The organism is Salinicola salarius (genome assembly GCF_003206135.1).
Lineage (GTDB): Bacteria > Pseudomonadota > Gammaproteobacteria > Pseudomonadales > Halomonadaceae > Salinicola > Salinicola salarius.
Genome location: NZ_PZJT01000005.1, coordinates 184,814 through 198,899, shown reverse-complemented (window position 1 = coordinate 198,899; position 14,086 = coordinate 184,814). Strand labels below are relative to the sequence as shown.

The 14,086-nt window shown below is 64.4% G+C and carries 16 protein-coding genes; 13 read left to right on the top strand and 3 right to left on the bottom strand.

All coding sequences use genetic code 11. The features are described from left to right. Positions 1–34: 34 nt before the first annotated feature. Positions 35–286, top strand: coding sequence for a sulfurtransferase TusA family protein (locus DOM32_RS06295; protein ID WP_071232753.1), 252 nt, complete (start codon positions 35–37; stop codon positions 284–286). After that, positions 283–1,368: an AI-2E family transporter gene (locus DOM32_RS06290; protein ID WP_071232754.1), complete on the top strand. Its 1,086-nt coding sequence runs from the start codon at positions 283–285 to the stop codon at positions 1,366–1,368. The genes DOM32_RS06295 and DOM32_RS06290 overlap by 4 nt, the downstream gene beginning before the upstream one ends. Positions 1,369–1,386: 18 nt before the next feature. On the opposite strand, the gene DOM32_RS06285 is transcribed toward DOM32_RS06290, so the two are convergent. Beyond that, on the bottom strand, positions 1,387–1,857 hold the full coding sequence (locus DOM32_RS06285) for a peroxiredoxin (protein WP_110632334.1): 471 nt from the start codon (positions 1,855–1,857) through the stop codon (positions 1,387–1,389). Between the two features lie 374 nt (positions 1,858–2,231). Between DOM32_RS06285 and dapA the strand changes: the two genes are divergently transcribed. From dapA to purC, 4 genes are all read left to right on the top strand, one after another. Further along, positions 2,232–3,116, top strand: coding sequence for a 4-hydroxy-tetrahydrodipicolinate synthase (gene dapA / locus DOM32_RS06280; RefSeq protein ID WP_071232756.1), 885 nt, complete (start codon positions 2,232–2,234; stop codon positions 3,114–3,116). 59 nt (positions 3,117–3,175) lie between these two features. Continuing rightward, positions 3,176–4,129: an outer membrane protein assembly factor BamC gene (bamC, locus tag DOM32_RS06275; RefSeq protein ID WP_071232757.1), complete on the top strand. Its 954-nt coding sequence runs from the start codon at positions 3,176–3,178 to the stop codon at positions 4,127–4,129. Next, positions 4,129–4,914 (top strand): MBL fold metallo-hydrolase, encoded by a 786-nt coding sequence (locus DOM32_RS06270; RefSeq protein WP_110632331.1) that lies wholly within the window; start codon positions 4,129–4,131, stop codon positions 4,912–4,914. The genes bamC and DOM32_RS06270 overlap by 1 nt, the downstream gene beginning before the upstream one ends. A 96-nt stretch (positions 4,915–5,010) precedes the next feature. Beyond that, the gene (gene purC / locus DOM32_RS06265; protein ID WP_071232759.1) at positions 5,011–5,721 is read left to right on the top strand and encodes a phosphoribosylaminoimidazolesuccinocarboxamide synthase; all 711 of its coding nucleotides are present in this window, start codon (positions 5,011–5,013) and stop codon (positions 5,719–5,721) included. 204 nt (positions 5,722–5,925) lie between these two features. Here purC and DOM32_RS06260 read toward each other — a convergent pair whose 3' ends face one another. Both DOM32_RS06260 and tsaA read right to left on the bottom strand, forming a co-directional pair. Then, complete coding sequence (locus tag DOM32_RS06260) at positions 5,926–6,492, bottom strand: peptidylprolyl isomerase (protein ID WP_208625323.1); 567 nt, start codon at positions 6,490–6,492, stop codon at positions 5,926–5,928. 87 nt (positions 6,493–6,579) lie between these two features. Then, positions 6,580–7,362, bottom strand: coding sequence for a tRNA (N6-threonylcarbamoyladenosine(37)-N6)-methyltransferase TrmO (tsaA, locus tag DOM32_RS06255; protein WP_338095110.1), 783 nt, complete (start codon positions 7,360–7,362; stop codon positions 6,580–6,582). A gap of 142 nt (positions 7,363–7,504) precedes the next feature. Between tsaA and DOM32_RS06250 the strand changes: the two genes are divergently transcribed. From DOM32_RS06250 to astA, 7 genes are all read left to right on the top strand, one after another. After that, positions 7,505–8,062 carry a hypothetical protein gene (locus tag DOM32_RS06250; RefSeq protein WP_071232762.1) on the top strand — a complete coding sequence of 186 codons (558 nt, stop codon included), beginning with the start codon at positions 7,505–7,507 and terminating at the stop codon, positions 8,060–8,062. Positions 8,063–8,106: 44 nt separating this feature from the next. Beyond that, a complete protein-coding gene (locus DOM32_RS06245; protein ID WP_110632322.1) occupies positions 8,107–8,601 on the top strand; it encodes a GNAT family N-acetyltransferase in 495 nt (164 codons plus the stop codon). A gap of 71 nt (positions 8,602–8,672) precedes the next feature. Next, positions 8,673–9,251, top strand: coding sequence for a winged helix-turn-helix transcriptional regulator (locus DOM32_RS06240; RefSeq protein WP_110632320.1), 579 nt, complete (start codon positions 8,673–8,675; stop codon positions 9,249–9,251). Between the two features lie 12 nt (positions 9,252–9,263). After that, positions 9,264–10,526 carry a beta-ketoacyl-ACP synthase II gene (gene fabF, locus DOM32_RS06235; protein ID WP_110632317.1) on the top strand — a complete coding sequence of 421 codons (1,263 nt, stop codon included), beginning with the start codon at positions 9,264–9,266 and terminating at the stop codon, positions 10,524–10,526. Positions 10,527–10,875: 349 nt separating this feature from the next. After that, on the top strand, positions 10,876–12,090 hold the full coding sequence (locus DOM32_RS06230; protein WP_110632314.1) for an aspartate aminotransferase family protein: 1,215 nt from the start codon (positions 10,876–10,878) through the stop codon (positions 12,088–12,090). Continuing rightward, a complete protein-coding gene (locus DOM32_RS06225) occupies positions 12,087–13,211 on the top strand; it encodes an arginine N-succinyltransferase (RefSeq protein WP_110632311.1) in 1,125 nt (374 codons plus the stop codon). The genes DOM32_RS06230 and DOM32_RS06225 overlap by 4 nt, the downstream gene beginning before the upstream one ends. Beyond that, positions 13,211–14,086 (top strand): arginine N-succinyltransferase (gene astA / locus DOM32_RS06220; protein ID WP_110632308.1); only part of this gene is annotated, 876 nt, incomplete at its 3' end. The genes DOM32_RS06225 and astA, both read left to right, overlap by 1 nt.

Here is a 14,086-nt window from a genome sequence, read left to right as displayed (position 1 = left end):
TTTCAATTTACCGTTCACCAACCCGGGATCTGTCATGTCTCAAGCGCCCGATTGCCGACTGGATGCCTCCGGTCTGAGCTGCCCGCTTCCATTGCTCAAGGCCAAGCAGGCTCTCGCCGGCATGCAGGCCGGGCAACTGCTCGAAGTGATCGCGACCGATGCGGGCTCCTGGCGTGATTTCGAGAGTTTCGTCGAGCACAGCCGACACACGCTGGTCGAGCGCGAGCAAGCGGACGGAATCTATCGCTACTGGCTGCGCAAGGCGGATGGAGACGCACCGGCATGAGTTTGAAGGGCATTCTGCGTCACTGGTTCGAGCGTTATCTCTCCGATGAAGAAGCGATCGTCCTGCTGGCACTGCTGATCGGCGGCTTTGCCATCGTGATCTGGCTCGGCGGTGCGCTGGCACCGTTTTTCACCGCGCTGGTCGTCGCCTTCCTGTTGCAGGGCGTGGTGGCCTGGCTGGAGCGTCGAGGGCTGCCGCGTCTGCTGGCGGTGGGGCTGGTCTTTCTACTGTTCGTGGGGGCGCTGCTGGCACTGGCACTGGTCATCATGCCGCTGGTCTGGAATCAGCTGGTCGAGCTGGTCCAGGAAGCCCCCAGCATGTTTGCCAGCAGCCAACGCTGGCTGGGCGAGATGCAGACGAAATATCCGACCATCGTCACGCCGGATCAGATCCAGGGCTGGATCGCCACGGCCGGACACCAGGCCTCGCAGCTCGGCCAGCGGGCGCTGACCTTCTCGCTGGCGTCGCTGGGTAATCTGATGGCGGTGATCATCTACCTGGTCCTGGTGCCGATCCTGGTCTTCTTCATGCTCAAGGATCGCGAACGGCTGGTCGCCTTCATGCTGTCGATGCTGCCGGGCAAGCGCACGCTGATGACCCGTATCTGGCAGGAAATGGATGACCAGATCGCCAACTACGTGCGCGGCAAGACCATCGAGATCATCATCGTCGGCAGCGTGGCCTTCATCGTGTTCTGGGCCTTCGGGCTGCCCTACGCCGCCTTGCTGGGGCTGATAGTGGGGCTGTCGGTGCTGGTGCCCTATATCGGCGCCGCGGTTGCCACGCTGCCGGTCGCGGCGGTGGCGGGTTTTCATTTCGGCGCCAGCGAGCAGTTCCTGTATGTGCTGGCGGCGTACGCCATTCTGCAGGCGCTCGATGGCAATGTACTAGTGCCGGTCCTGTTTTCGGAAGCGGTCAACCTGCACCCTGTCTCGATCATTCTGGCAGTGCTGTTTTTCGGCGGGTTGTGGGGCTTCTGGGGCGTGTTCTTCGCGATTCCGCTGGCAACCCTGATCAAGGCGCTGGTGCAGGCCTGGCCGCGAGGCGAGTCGGACCAGGCCGAGATAGAGAAGGCGCCCTGAAGCGCGTCGCGCCGACCGTCAGGCGTTGAGTTCGCGCGCCGCTTCGAGCACTGCTTCCACGTGCCCCGGCACCTTGACGCCGCGCCACTCGCGGGCCAGGTTGCCGTCGGCGTCGATCAGAAACGTGCTGCGCTCGACACCCAGATGCTCCTTGCCGTACATCTTCTTCAGCTTGATCACGTCGAACTGCCGGCAAATCGCTTCGTCGCGATCGGAGATCAGCTCGAACGGGAAGCCTTGCTTGGCCTTGAAGTTTTCGTGGGACTTGAGGCCATCCCGCGAGACGCCGAAGACGACCGTGTTGGCGGCCTCGAACTCGCCGATCCGGTCACGGAAATCGCCGCCTTCGGTGGTGCAGCCCGGGGTGCTGTCCTTGGGATAGAAATAGATCACCACCTGCTTGCCACGGTAGTCGCCGAGACGAAAGGTCGTGTCGCCGGTGGCCTCGGCGGAGAAATCTTCGACGGGTTGTCCAACGCTGAGGGTCATGAGCCGCTCCGAAATGAAAGGGGAAGGGTTCGCCAAAATCCCTGAGGATTCCGTTGCGAACGAACGATAGCCGATTCTGGCGGTCAATGCTCGGCGTGACGATCATCGAGGCGGGCAGCGGTCTTCAGCCAGCGGCGACGTCGGGTGTCGAGGCGCCGATCTCGGCGGGGAGCCGGCTTGCCGGCTGTACACGCCGAGGCTGCCTGAGTACCATCTGAGGTTTGCAAATCGTGCCTGGTAGGCGCCATGCCCGCATCGGCATGCGTCCGGGGTTCCGGGATCCGTCAGGTCCGGTTGTTCGCTTGCCGGATAATCGACTTGCGGTGAGTTAACGCGGCCGGCGTCCATCCCGGCCACAGGGAGAGAGCTGCAAGATGATCACAGGCAGTATCGTTGCCATGGCGACGCCGATGAAAGCCGGTGGCGAGATCGACTGGGAGGCGCTGCGTCGCCTGGTGAATTTCCATCTCGATCACGGCACTGACGCGATCGTCGCCGCCGGTACCACGGGCGAACCGACCACGATGTCGTTCGCCGAGCACTTCGATGTCATCCGCACAGTGGTCGAAGAGGTCAACGGTCGGATCCCGGTCATCGCCGGCACGGGCGCCAACAACACGGCCGAAGCGGTCGAGCTGGCGCGCTACGCCAGCGAAGTGGGCGCCGACTGCTGTCTGTCGGTGGCGCCTTACTACAACAAGCCGACCCAGGAAGGCTTGTATCAGCATTTCAAGGCGGTCGCCGAAGCCAGCGAACTGCCGATCATTCTCTACAACGTGCCTGGTCGCACCTGCTCCGACATCTATAACGAGACGGTTTTCCGCCTGGCGGAGCTCGAGCGGATCGTCGGCTTGAAAGATGCCACCGGCAATCTGGAACGTGCCGAGGAGTTGATCGATCGGCTCAAGGGCAGCGATTTCGCGCTCTACTCCGGTGACGACCCCACCGCTTGCGACTTCATGCTGATGGGCGGCCACGGCGATATCTCCGTCACCGCCAACGTGGCACCGAAGTCGATGCATGACCTGTGTGTCGCGGCGACCAGCGGCCAGCGCGAAAAGGCGCACCAGATCAACGCGCGTCTGGCGCCTTTGCATACGGCGCTGGGGATCGAATCCAACCCGATTCCGGTCAAGTGGGCGCTCAACCGCATGGGTTATGCCGACACCGGGATCCGGCTGCCGCTGACCTGGCTGTCCGAGCGCTACCACGGCAGCGTCGGCGAAGCGTTGCAGCTCGCCGGCATCGACAGCAAGTGATACCACCCGGCGTGGATCGAATCGCTAACCAGCCCATTGCTTCAAACAAAGGTGGATGCATGAAGCCCGTCCTCAAATGGATGCCTCTGGTGTTGTGCTCGTCGCTGGTCCTGTCCGGCTGCGGTCTGTTCCAAGACGGTTATTACTATGACCGCAACGACGAGTACCAGAACGCCAAGATGACCCAACCGCTGGATCTGCCGGCTTCGCGCAATCAGGTTCGCTATCAGGATTCGATGCCGGTTCCCCAGGCCGACAGCGATTTCTCGTCGACGGAGGCCATGGACGACGCGCCGCGTCCGCAGCCGCTGGCCTCCGGGCAGAGCGACGAGCAGCCTTATGTCGAAATGCGTCAGGCGGGCAGCGAGCGTTGGCTGCTGGTCGATGCCGCGCCGGCCAGTGTATGGCCGCGCCTGCAGGGCTTTGCCGTCGATCATGGCGTCAATCCGACCGCCATCAATGCCGCCAGCGGCCGCATCGATACCGCTCAGGGCAGCATGAGCCTGCGTCAGGGGCTGCGCAGCGGTACCAGCGAAGTCCGCTGCGATATCGGCAGCAGCGCCCAGTGTCTGACCTCGGTCAAGGCGTATCTGGACAGCAACCATACCGCCGACAGCGGCGTGTCGCTGGCCGCACAGCCGCTCGACCAGAGCGAGCGCGTGAAGCTGCGCAACCGCGACGGCGGCTGGAAGCTCGACCTGGCACTGGACAGCGAGCGTGCCTGGTCCGAGCTCTACTATCAGTTGCAGAACGGATTCGATGACGATCGCCTGACGGTGACGGATCAGAACCGCAGCGCTGGCCAGTTCTTCGTCGACTATCTGCCGCTGGAAGCCGACGACGGTGGCTGGTTCGACTGGTTCGGCAGCGACCCGCAGCCCAACCATTACCGCCTGCAGCTCGACTCGAACGCCAACAATACCGTGGTGACGGTCGATGATGCCGATGGTCAACCGGTGGCACCGGCCGCGGCACGGGAGCTGCTGGACGCGATCGCGTCCACGCTGCGCTGATGGCGTCGCCTTCCACACCGGGCCTTCACTTCGCCTCGCTGGGCAGCGGCAGCAAGGGCAACGCGACGCTGGTCAGCGATGGCGAGACCCTGGTGCTGGTGGATTGCGGTTTCGGCGTGCGCGAGGCGGAGAAACGCCTCGCGCGGTTGGGTGTCCATCCGCGCCAGCTGTCGGCGGTGCTGGTCACCCACGAACACAGCGATCACATCACCGGGGTGGGCGCCCTGGCGCGCCGCCACCAGCTGCCGGTCTATCTGAGCGCCGGCAGCTGGTTCTCCGGCAGATTGGGCGAGGTGCCCAGGCACGAACTGCTGGTGCCGCAGGCACGCTTCGCCATCGGCGGGCTGGAGATCGATCCGGTCACCGTTCCCCATGATGCCCGTGAACCGATCCAGTTCTGCTTTCGTGCCCACGGCCGCCGCCTCGGGGTATTGACCGATCTCGGCCACCCGACGTCTCACGTGACCGATGTCTTCGGTGGCTGCGATGCGCTGTTCCTCGAGTGCAATCACGATCCGCGCATGCTGGCCGAAGGCCCCTATCCGCCGCACCTGAAGCGCCGTGTCGCCGGTCGCTGGGGCCATCTCGCCAACGGCCAGGCGGCGGAACTGCTGCGCCGGCTGGGGCTCGATCGGCTACAGCGGATTGTCTGCTCGCACCTGTCGGCGCAAAATAATCACCCCGAGCGGGTACTGGAAACTCTGGTGCCGCTGCTCGACGGCGATGAGTCGCGTCTGCTGGTTTCGGCCCAGGATAGCGGTATCGACTGGCAGCAGGTGGCCTGACGGTGACAGGAACCGTCTCGTCGCCACACCACGTTTCACCTTCATCACCCTCATGAACCTGCTGCCCCCAAGGGGCCGCGACGCGGAGACAGCTCCATGCAAAAACGCGATCTTCTCTATGCCGGCAAGGCCAAGTCGGTCTACCTGAGCGACGACCCGCAGCGGCTTGTCCTGCACTTTCGCGATGACACCAGCGCCTTCGACGGCAAGAAGAAGGAAGCCCTCGAGCGCAAGGGCATGGTCAACAACAAGTTCAACGCCTTCATCATGGAGAAACTCCAGGCAGCGGGCATTCCCACGCACTTCGAGCAGCTGCTCTCGGACACCGAGTGCGTGGTCAAGAAGCTGGAGATGATTCCGGTGGAGTGCGTGGTGCGCAACCTGGCCGCCGGTGGCCTGGTGCGCCGCCTTGGCGTCGAAGAAGGCATCGCCCTGAATCCGCCGACCTTCGAGCTGTTCCTGAAGAATGACGAGAAGGGCGACCCGATGATCAACGAGTCGCTGGCCGAGACCTTCGGCTGGGCGACGCCCGAGCAGCTGGCGACCATGAAAGCGCTGACCTTCCAGGTCAACGACGTGCTCAAGCAGCTGTTTCTCGATGGTGGCATGCTGCTGGTCGACTACAAGCTCGAGTTCGGCGTCTTCGAGGGCGAGATCGTGCTGGGCGACGAGTTCTCGCCGGACGGCTGCCGGCTCTGGGATGCCGAAACCCGCGAGAAGCTGGACAAGGATCGTTTCCGCCAAGGGCTGGGCGGCGTGATCGAGGCCTATGAGGAGGTAGGGCGGCGTCTGGGCATGACCTTCTAGAAACGCTGTCTCAATTCTTGCGCGGGCAAATTGCTTTGTTGTACGGCCCCGGTGCGCCGGTCCGATCGGAATCCTCACCCATACCCCATAGGCTCCGGTTCCTGCGCGCCGTACGCCTTGCACATTTTCATGAGAGGCCCCGACATGACAACGTCGGGGCTTCTCGCTTTCTGGCGATGAGGTTTCCGGCGTATGCCTGCGCCTTCAGTCGATGCGTTCCGCGCTCTCGATCGTGATCGGCGTCTTCGGCACATTGGCGTGAGGGCCCTGGCGGCCGGTGGCAACGCCGGCGATCTCGTCGACGACGTCCATGCCGGAAACCACGTGACCGAACACCGTATAGCCGGGGTTGTAGAGATCGCGGTAGTTCAGCGCGCTATTGTCGACCAGATTGATGAAGAACTGGCTGGTCGCGGAATCCGGATTGGCGGTTCGCGCCATGGCGATGGTGCCGCGAGCGTTCTCGAGCCCGCTCTTCTCCAGCGCGATCGGTGCGTGGGTCTCCTTCGGTTCGAGATCCGCCGTCATGCCGCCGCCCTGGATCATGAAGTCCTGCATCACGCGATGAAAGACCGTGCCGGCATAGAAGCCTTCATCGACGTAGCTCAGGAAGTTGCCCACCGTCTTGGGGGCCGCCTGGGCATCGAGTTCGACTTCGATGTCGCCCTGGCTCGTGTGCAGGCGCACATGCGGATGATCGGCATCGGCGAGCGCCGGAAGAGAGAATGCCGTCAGGGCGGACAGGCAAAGGGCAATCAGCGACTTTTGCATCGAAGGCACTCCAGTCATTCATCGAAGTTCGCCAGCCTAGCCGCATCGGTGCCGAGTGACCAGCCCTGGTCACGTTCGATCCGCTCATCAGCGCGGCTCGATTGCTTCCACCCGAATTTCGGTGTCGACGGCACCTTCCATGACTCGAAAGCGCACGTTGACGTCGCGCAGGAAGACCCCGTAGCGCCGGGTGACGTCCTGCCGGTTCGAGCCGCTGCCGTGATAGGCGGGGCGTGGGTCCTGGGCCAGCACCTCTTCGATCAGTCGGGACAGCGATTCACCGTCGGGATGGCGCTGCAGCGCTTCCTGCGCCGCGGCACTGAAAGCGACGCGGTGCCGGGGCGGCGGCGCAGGCGCGAAACCGGCATCGGCATCGGGGCGGGACTCGGCCCAGGGCAGATAAGGCTTGATGTCGAGAATCGGCGTGGCGTCGCAGAGATCGTGCCCCCGCAGGTGCAGCTTGACCCGGCTTCGATACTCGGCCAACCGAGACCCGGCAATCGGCGTCTGGGCGAACGCGGGTTTCGGCGTGCATTCGATATCGACCAGCTCGACCAGCGACAGGCCAAGGCGGTTGGGGCGGTGGGTGCTGCGGCTGGCGAAGACGCCGATGCGCTGATTGCCTCCCAGGCGGGGCGGCCGCACCCGGGGCGTCCAGTTCTCCGGGCTGCGATCGAAGACGAAGGTCAGCCACAGATGGGTCATCGCCTCCAGGCCTTCGACGGCGAGCGGATCGTCGAACGCTGGCGCCAGATAGAGAATCGCCCGCGCCGACGGCGCCAACCCCGGCTGGCGCGGAATCCCGAACTTGTCGGGGTAATCGCTGGCGACATGACCGATCGTCTCCAGCGTGAAAGCGCTGTCGGACACTGGGGCATGGCATGAGGGCTCTGGAATCATGAAATCGCGCTTTTCGAGGTGAACTTTTGCAATGGTGCCATAATGCAGTAGCGCTCGGCCCCGGGTGCGGCAGGATTCCGGAAGCTCGCATGATACCAAGGAGAGGTGTTTGATGAGTTTTTTGCATGTTTACCACGAAGCCGATGGCGACCAGCCGTTGCTGTCGACGCGCGATGACGAACGTATCAAGCTGGAACTGGGCGCCCATCAGATTCTTTTCCAGTCCCATTCGCTACCGCCGCTTCGCAGTACCGCCAGTGCCGACGAGGTGCTCGATGAGCACGCCGCGCTCATCGACGAGATGCGTCTGCACAGCGGGTGTCAGCGGATCGAACTTCGCGGCATGAGCCCGGTCTATCCCGATGGACAGTTGCGGCGGGAGCTGCTCTACAGCGAATCGCGCGGCATGGGGCAGCAATGGCATCTGTTTCTCCATGGTCAGGCGATTTTCTACCTGCATCTGGCTTATCGTGTCTATGTCGTTGGCTGCGAGCGCGGCAATCTCATCACCATTCCCGCGAATCTGCCTCACTGGTTTGATATGGGACCACAGCCGGATTTCGTCACCGTGACGCTCAGCGAAGGGGATACGGATTCGCTGGCGGAAACCGCCAGCGACATCGCGCTGCGCTTCCCGCGCTATGAGTCTCTGGTCAACGACGCGGCGTGATCCGGCGGTGTCGTTAATGGTCGGTCAGCTCGGAGGATCTCGATATGCTCGAACGAACCCGCTTCCGTGAGGCATTGCCTCAGGATGCCTCGGATCAGGCCGAGGTTTTTTACCATGCGATCATGGAAGGCGCGGCCAATCACTATACCCTGGCCCAGCGCGAGGCCTGGGCATCGGCGCTGCCGCGCACTGCGGAAGCGTGGATGGCGCGGCAGGCGATCCACTCCACGCTGGTGGCAGAGTGCGACGGGCATTGCATCGGCTTCTGCGAACGCGATCTCCGGGCCGGGCGCATCGAAACGCTCTACGTCTGGCCGTCGGTGGCACGGCAGGGCGTGGGATCGCGTCTGCTGTCGCTGTCCATCGAGGCATTGAGAGAAGCGGGGCACAGCGAGGCAATGATCGAAGCGAGTCTGGTGCTGGCGCCGTCGTTGGTCGAGCGCGGTTGGGCGACCCTGGGCGAAGAGTGGAGCGAACGCCAGGGCGAGCGGCTGCCGCGAGTGCGAATGCGATTGGCACTGGATGCCGGCGGCACGTGAACCCAACCGTTGCCGGTTTCGGACGTCTCCATTTCCCTTGAGGCGAGAAATTCGGTAGAGTCGCTTCCATAATGAAAGTGACCCACGATATTTCCTCTTTCTGCCCGGTGGCCCGCGCACTCGACTGCGTCGGCGACAGCTGGACGCTGCTGATCCTGCGCGACGCCATGCAAGGCGCGCGTCGCTTCGACGAGTTCCAGCGCGGCCTGGGCATCGCTTCCAGCATGCTGACGCGGCGTCTGGATCGCATGGTCGCCAACACGCTGTTCGAAAAGCGCTGCTATCAGCAGCATCCGCCGCGTTACGAGTATCATCTGACGGCAAAGGGCCACGACCTCGCACCGGTCATTCTGATGCTCTACCGCTGGGGCGAAGACCATTTGCCGATCGAAGCCGACGGCTTCCATCTGGTCGATCGACAGACCCTGGACCCTGTCGATCCGATCCTGTACGACCGCCACCACGACAGGCCATTGTCGCCCGGCGATGTGCGTCTGGCCCCCGGCCCCGACGCCAGCCCGGCGGTTCATGCCCGTATCGAGCGCATGCAGAAAGCCTTCGACCGTGGTGCTTCTTCCCACTCGCAGACAGCGGCAGCGAAGGCCTCTGGCCAGCTTGTCGATGCTGCGAGTAACTCGATCAATGACTGAAAGGACATCGTCATGCGACGTATCGTAGTGACAGGTATGGGCATCCTCTCGCCGTTGGGATGCGGTATCGAAACCGTGTGGCAGCGTCTGCTGTCGGGCGCCTCCGGCCTGCGCCGGCTGCCGGCGGAGACCGTCGAAGGTCTGGCCGTGGGCGTCGGCGGGCCGGTGCCGACCATCGAGGAAGACAGCGCCGGCTTCGACCCGGATGCCACCATGGATCCGAAAGAGCGGCGCAAGATGGACCGCTTCATCCAGATGGCGGTCGCGGCGGCGGAAGAAGCGCTGACCCAGGCCAACTGGTTCCCGCAGACGGAAGCCGAGAAGGAGCGCACGGCGACCCTGATCGGCTCGGGCATCGGCGGCTTTCCCGCCATTGCCGATGCAGTGCGCACGGTAGACAGCCGGGGGCCGCGGCGGTTGTCTCCGTTCACCATTCCTTCGTTTCTGGCCAACCTCGCCTGCGGCCAGGTCTCGATCCGTCATGGCTTCAAGGGCCCGCTCGGCGCACCGGTGACAGCCTGTGCCGCCGGCCTGCAGGCGATCGGTGATGCCGCGCGCATGATTCATGCCGGCGAAGCCGATGTCGCGCTCTGCGGCGGCAGCGAGGCGTGTATCGATCGCGTCAGCCTGGGTGGTTTCGCCGCCGCCAAGGCGCTCTCCAGCCATTTCAACGACACGCCGGAGCAGGCGTCGCGGCCGTTCGACCAGGCTCGCGACGGGTTCGTGATGGGAGAAGGTGCCGGCCTGATCGTGATCGAGACCCTCGAACACGCCCTGGCACGGGGTGCGACGCCGATTGCCGAGCTGGTCGGATACGGCACGACCTCCGACGCCTACCACATGACGGCAGGGCCCGAGGACGGCTCCGGCGCGGCGCGCGCGATGCAGATCGCACTGCGCCAGGCCGGGCTGGAGGCGTCCGAGATCCAGCATCTCAACGCTCATGCCACCTCGACGCCGGTGGGCGACCGAGGCGAGCTCGCCGCCATTCATCGCCTGTTCGGCGATCGCTCGCCGGCCATCAGCGCGACCAAGGCGACCACCGGCCATCTGCTGGGTGCCGCGGGCGGTGTCGAAGCGATCTTCACGCTGCTGGCGCTGCGTGACCAGACCGCACCGCTGACCCGCAATTATGCCGATCCCGACCCGATGACGGCGGGCCTGGACATCGTCCACGGCGAATCGCGCCAGATGCCGATGGAACATGCCATCTGCAACGGCTTCGGTTTCGGGGGCGTCAACGCCAGCGCGATCTTCAAGCGTTACGAGGCGTAAGCTTTCGGCCACGAGCCACGAGCCACGAGCCACGAGCCACGAGCCACGAGCCACGAGCCACGAGCCACGAGCCACGAGCTAAAAAAGGCGCCAGCGACATTGTCGCTGGCGCCTTTTTGTTCGGGCGAACTCAACTGCGCGATGCGTGCCAAGACGTAGCGCCGACGAAAGTCGCAAGGCTAAACTCGACGTTGGCAGCCGCTCGAACCTAGTCCTTGCGATGGGGACCTGTGCTGATACCTTCGGCATAGGACGCTTTTCGCAATTCGCCGTCCCATCGCTGAAAGCCGTGGGGCTGCCGCCTCCTTATACTCGATTGACATAACCCCTAACCCTCAGGGAGAAAGACATGGCCGCGAGCCCGACACGTGACGATTTCGACCGCTACATGACCCCCAACTATTCGCCGCAGCAGGCGATCCCGGTGCGCGGCGAGGGGAGCCGCCTGTGGGATCAGGCGGGCAAGGAGTACATCGATTTCGCTGGCGGTATCGCGGTCAATGCGCTGGGGCACTGTCATCCGGCGCTGGTCGGCGCGCTGACGGAGCAGGCCAACAAGCTGTGGCACCTCTCTAACGTCTATACCAACGAGCCGGCACTGGCGCTGGCCAAGCAGATGGTCGAGCGCACCTTCGCCGACAAGGCGTACTTCTGCTCTTCCGGCGGCGAGGCCAACGAAGCAGCGTTCAAGCTGGCGCGGCGCTGGGCGTTCGACAACTTCGGCGAGAAGAAGCACAAGATCATCTCGTTCAAGCAGGCGTTCCATGGCCGTACGTTGTTCACCGTCAGCGTCGGCGGTCAGCCCAAGTACTCCGAGGGGTTCGGCCCCATCCCGGGCGGCATCGTGCACGCCGAGTTCAACAATCTCGACAGCGTTCGCGCGCTGATCGATGACGATACCTGCGCCATCGTGGTCGAGCCGATCCAGGGCGAAGGCGGCGTAACGCCGGCAACGCCCGAGTTCATGCGCGGTCTGCGCGAGCTGTGCGATCAGCACCAGGCCCTGCTGGTCCTCGACGAAGTTCAGTCCGGGGTCGGTCGCAGCGGCAAGCTCTACGCCTACATGCATTACGGCGTGACCCCGGACATCCTGACCTCTGCCAAGGCGCTGGGCGGCGGCTTCCCGATCGGCGCGATGCTGACCACCGATCGCGTGGCGCCGTCGCTGGCGGTGGGAACTCACGGTTCCACTTACGGCGGTAACGCGCTGGCCTGCGCCGTGGGTCTGGCCGCGCTGACCACCATCGATACGCCGGAAGTGCTGGCGGGCGTCGAGCGTCGTCACGAGCTCTTCCGCGAGCATCTCGAGGTCATCAATCGCAAGTACGGTGTGTTCAAGGAGATCCGCGGCATGGGTCTGCTGATCGGCGCCGAGATGAGCGACGACTTCGAGGGCCGCGCGCGGGACATCCTGCCGCTGGCCATCGAACAGGGGCTGATGATTCTGGTCGCCGGCCCCAACGTGCTGCGCATGGCGCCGTCGCTGGTGATCCCGGAGGCGGATCTCCAGGAAGGCATGGCGCGGCTGGAACTGGCCATCGAGCAGCTCGTCGGTCAATCATGAATCATGCCGATGTCGTCTCAGGTGCCGTAGCGGATTCGACGACGAGAAGCGTCGGACACCTGCTGTTTCGTCCGGCGCAGTCCGGCGATCTGGCTGCGATCGAGCGGCTGGCTGGCGGCTCCACGCCCAAGCTGACCAACCTGCCCGCGCATCGCGACCGGCTGGAGGAGCGGATCGCCCGCTCCTCCCGTTCGCTTGCGCGCAATGTCGACTTCCCCGGCGACGAGCTCTACACCTTCGTGCTCGAGGATCGGAACCTGGGGGAAATCATCGGCACGGCGAGCATCCGGGCTCAGGCCGGCGCGCAGGATGCCTATTACACCTACCGCCAGGAAACCCTGATCCACGCCTCGCAGCAGCTCAACCTGCGCCATGAGGTGCAGACGCTGTCGCTTTCCCACGAGATGTCGGAAGTCTCGCTGCTGTGCGCGCTGTCGCTGGATTCGCGCTACCGCGGCACCAGTGCGGCGACGTTGCTGCGCCGCGCCCGGCTGATGTTCATCGCCCAGTATCCTGAGCGCTTTGCGGAGACGCTGGGCGTCGCCTTCCCGGGCTTTCTCGACGAAGCGGGCGGCTCGCCGTTCTGGGACAGTGTCGGCCGCCACTTCTTCGAGCAGAGCTACCACGAGATCAACCTGCTGGCGGGTGTGCGCTCGAAGAGCTTCATCGCCGAGGTGATGCCGCAGTTCCCGCTCTATCTGCCGTTGCTGACGCCGCAGGCCCGGGCGGCGATCGGGCGTGAGCATCCGGCCCACGAGCAGGCGCTACAGGAGATGCTGGCCGAAGGCTTCGTGCGTTCGCGCCATGTCGATATCTTCGACGCCGGCCCGGTGGTCAGAGCGGAAAGGCAGCGGCTGCACACGCTGACCCACTGCGGCTGGCACCCGGTGCGGATCCGGCCGGCGGCCTCGCTGCCGGATGCCGAGCCGGCGATGGTGGCCAATCAACAGCTGGCGGATTTTCGCTGCACCGTCGCGCGTTACGCGCTCACCCCGACCGGCCAGCTGCTGCTGTCGGAAGAGCAGGCGGCATTGCTGGGCGTCGAGGAGGGGCGTGCCGTGCTGGTCGCGCCGCTGGCGCTACCCAATGTCGAAGACGCGCTGGACGAGGGAGAACTGTAATGCGCCTGCGACCCATTGGGCACCACGATATCGACGAACTGCAGGCCCTGGCCCAGGAAACCGGCGTCGGTTTCACCTCGCTGCCCAACAGCCGCGAGTTCCTGACCGCCAAGATCGACAACGCGGTAGCGGCTTTCGAAGGCCGTGTCCCCGAGCCGGAGCGGCTCTATTTCTTCGTGCTCGAGGACGAGCAGACCGGCGAGCTGGCGGGCTGCTGCGCGATCGAGGCCGAAGTCGGCCGGGAGACACCGTTCTACCACTATCGTGTCGGCAAGCTGGCCCACTCTTCGGTCCAGCTCGACCTGCATCGCACCATCGACACGCTGTTTCTGAGTTCGGATCACACCGGTGACGCCGAAGTCGCCTCGCTGTTCCTGCGCCCGGCCTACCGGCGTGACCGCAACGGCACGCTGCTCTCCAAGGCGCGCTGGCTGTTCATGGCGGAGTTCCGCGAGTGTTTCCCGGCCAAGGTGCTGGCGGAAATGCGCGGCGTCTTCAGCCCGGACGGCGTCAGCCCGTTCTGGAACAGCCTCGGCAGCCACTTCTTTCCAATGGAATTCAAGCAGGCCGACCAGCTCACCGGGCTGGGGCAGAAGAGCTTCATCGGCGAGCTGATGCCGAAGTACCCGATCTACGTGCCGTTTCTGCCACAGGCGGCGCAGGACTGCATCGGCCAGGTCCACGAGCACACCCGGCCCGCGCTGGAGATGCTCAAGAAGGAAGGGCTGCGCTGGGAAGGCTATATCGACATCTTCGATGGCGGCCCCACGGTGGAAGCCTATATCGATGACGTGCGCGCCATTCGGCATTCGCGCTGCGTCACGGTGGAAGTCGGCGGCGAGCGATTGACGCAATCCGAGCGCCCCGGCTGGCTG

Coding starts and splice junctions, on each gene's coding strand:
- DOM32_RS06295 (WP_071232753.1), top strand. CDS start 35: ATGTCTCAAGCGCCCGATTGCCGACTGGATGCCTCCGGTCTGAGCTGC.
- DOM32_RS06290 (WP_071232754.1), top strand. CDS start 283: ATGAGTTTGAAGGGCATTCTGCGTCACTGGTTCGAGCGTTATCTCTCC.
- DOM32_RS06285 (WP_110632334.1), bottom strand. CDS start 1,857: ATGACCCTCAGCGTTGGACAACCCGTCGAAGATTTCTCCGCCGAGGCC.
- dapA (WP_071232756.1), top strand. CDS start 2,232: ATGATCACAGGCAGTATCGTTGCCATGGCGACGCCGATGAAAGCCGGT.
- bamC (WP_071232757.1), top strand. CDS start 3,176: ATGAAGCCCGTCCTCAAATGGATGCCTCTGGTGTTGTGCTCGTCGCTG.
- DOM32_RS06270 (WP_110632331.1), top strand. CDS start 4,129: ATGGCGTCGCCTTCCACACCGGGCCTTCACTTCGCCTCGCTGGGCAGC.
- purC (WP_071232759.1), top strand. CDS start 5,011: ATGCAAAAACGCGATCTTCTCTATGCCGGCAAGGCCAAGTCGGTCTAC.
- DOM32_RS06260 (WP_208625323.1), bottom strand. CDS start 6,492: ATGCAAAAGTCGCTGATTGCCCTTTGCCTGTCCGCCCTGACGGCATTC.
- DOM32_RS06250 (WP_071232762.1), top strand. CDS start 7,505: ATGAGTTTTTTGCATGTTTACCACGAAGCCGATGGCGACCAGCCGTTG.
- DOM32_RS06245 (WP_110632322.1), top strand. CDS start 8,107: ATGCTCGAACGAACCCGCTTCCGTGAGGCATTGCCTCAGGATGCCTCG.
- DOM32_RS06240 (WP_110632320.1), top strand. CDS start 8,673: ATGAAAGTGACCCACGATATTTCCTCTTTCTGCCCGGTGGCCCGCGCA.
- fabF (WP_110632317.1), top strand. CDS start 9,264: ATGCGACGTATCGTAGTGACAGGTATGGGCATCCTCTCGCCGTTGGGA.
- DOM32_RS06230 (WP_110632314.1), top strand. CDS start 10,876: ATGGCCGCGAGCCCGACACGTGACGATTTCGACCGCTACATGACCCCC.
- DOM32_RS06225 (WP_110632311.1), top strand. CDS start 12,087: ATGAATCATGCCGATGTCGTCTCAGGTGCCGTAGCGGATTCGACGACG.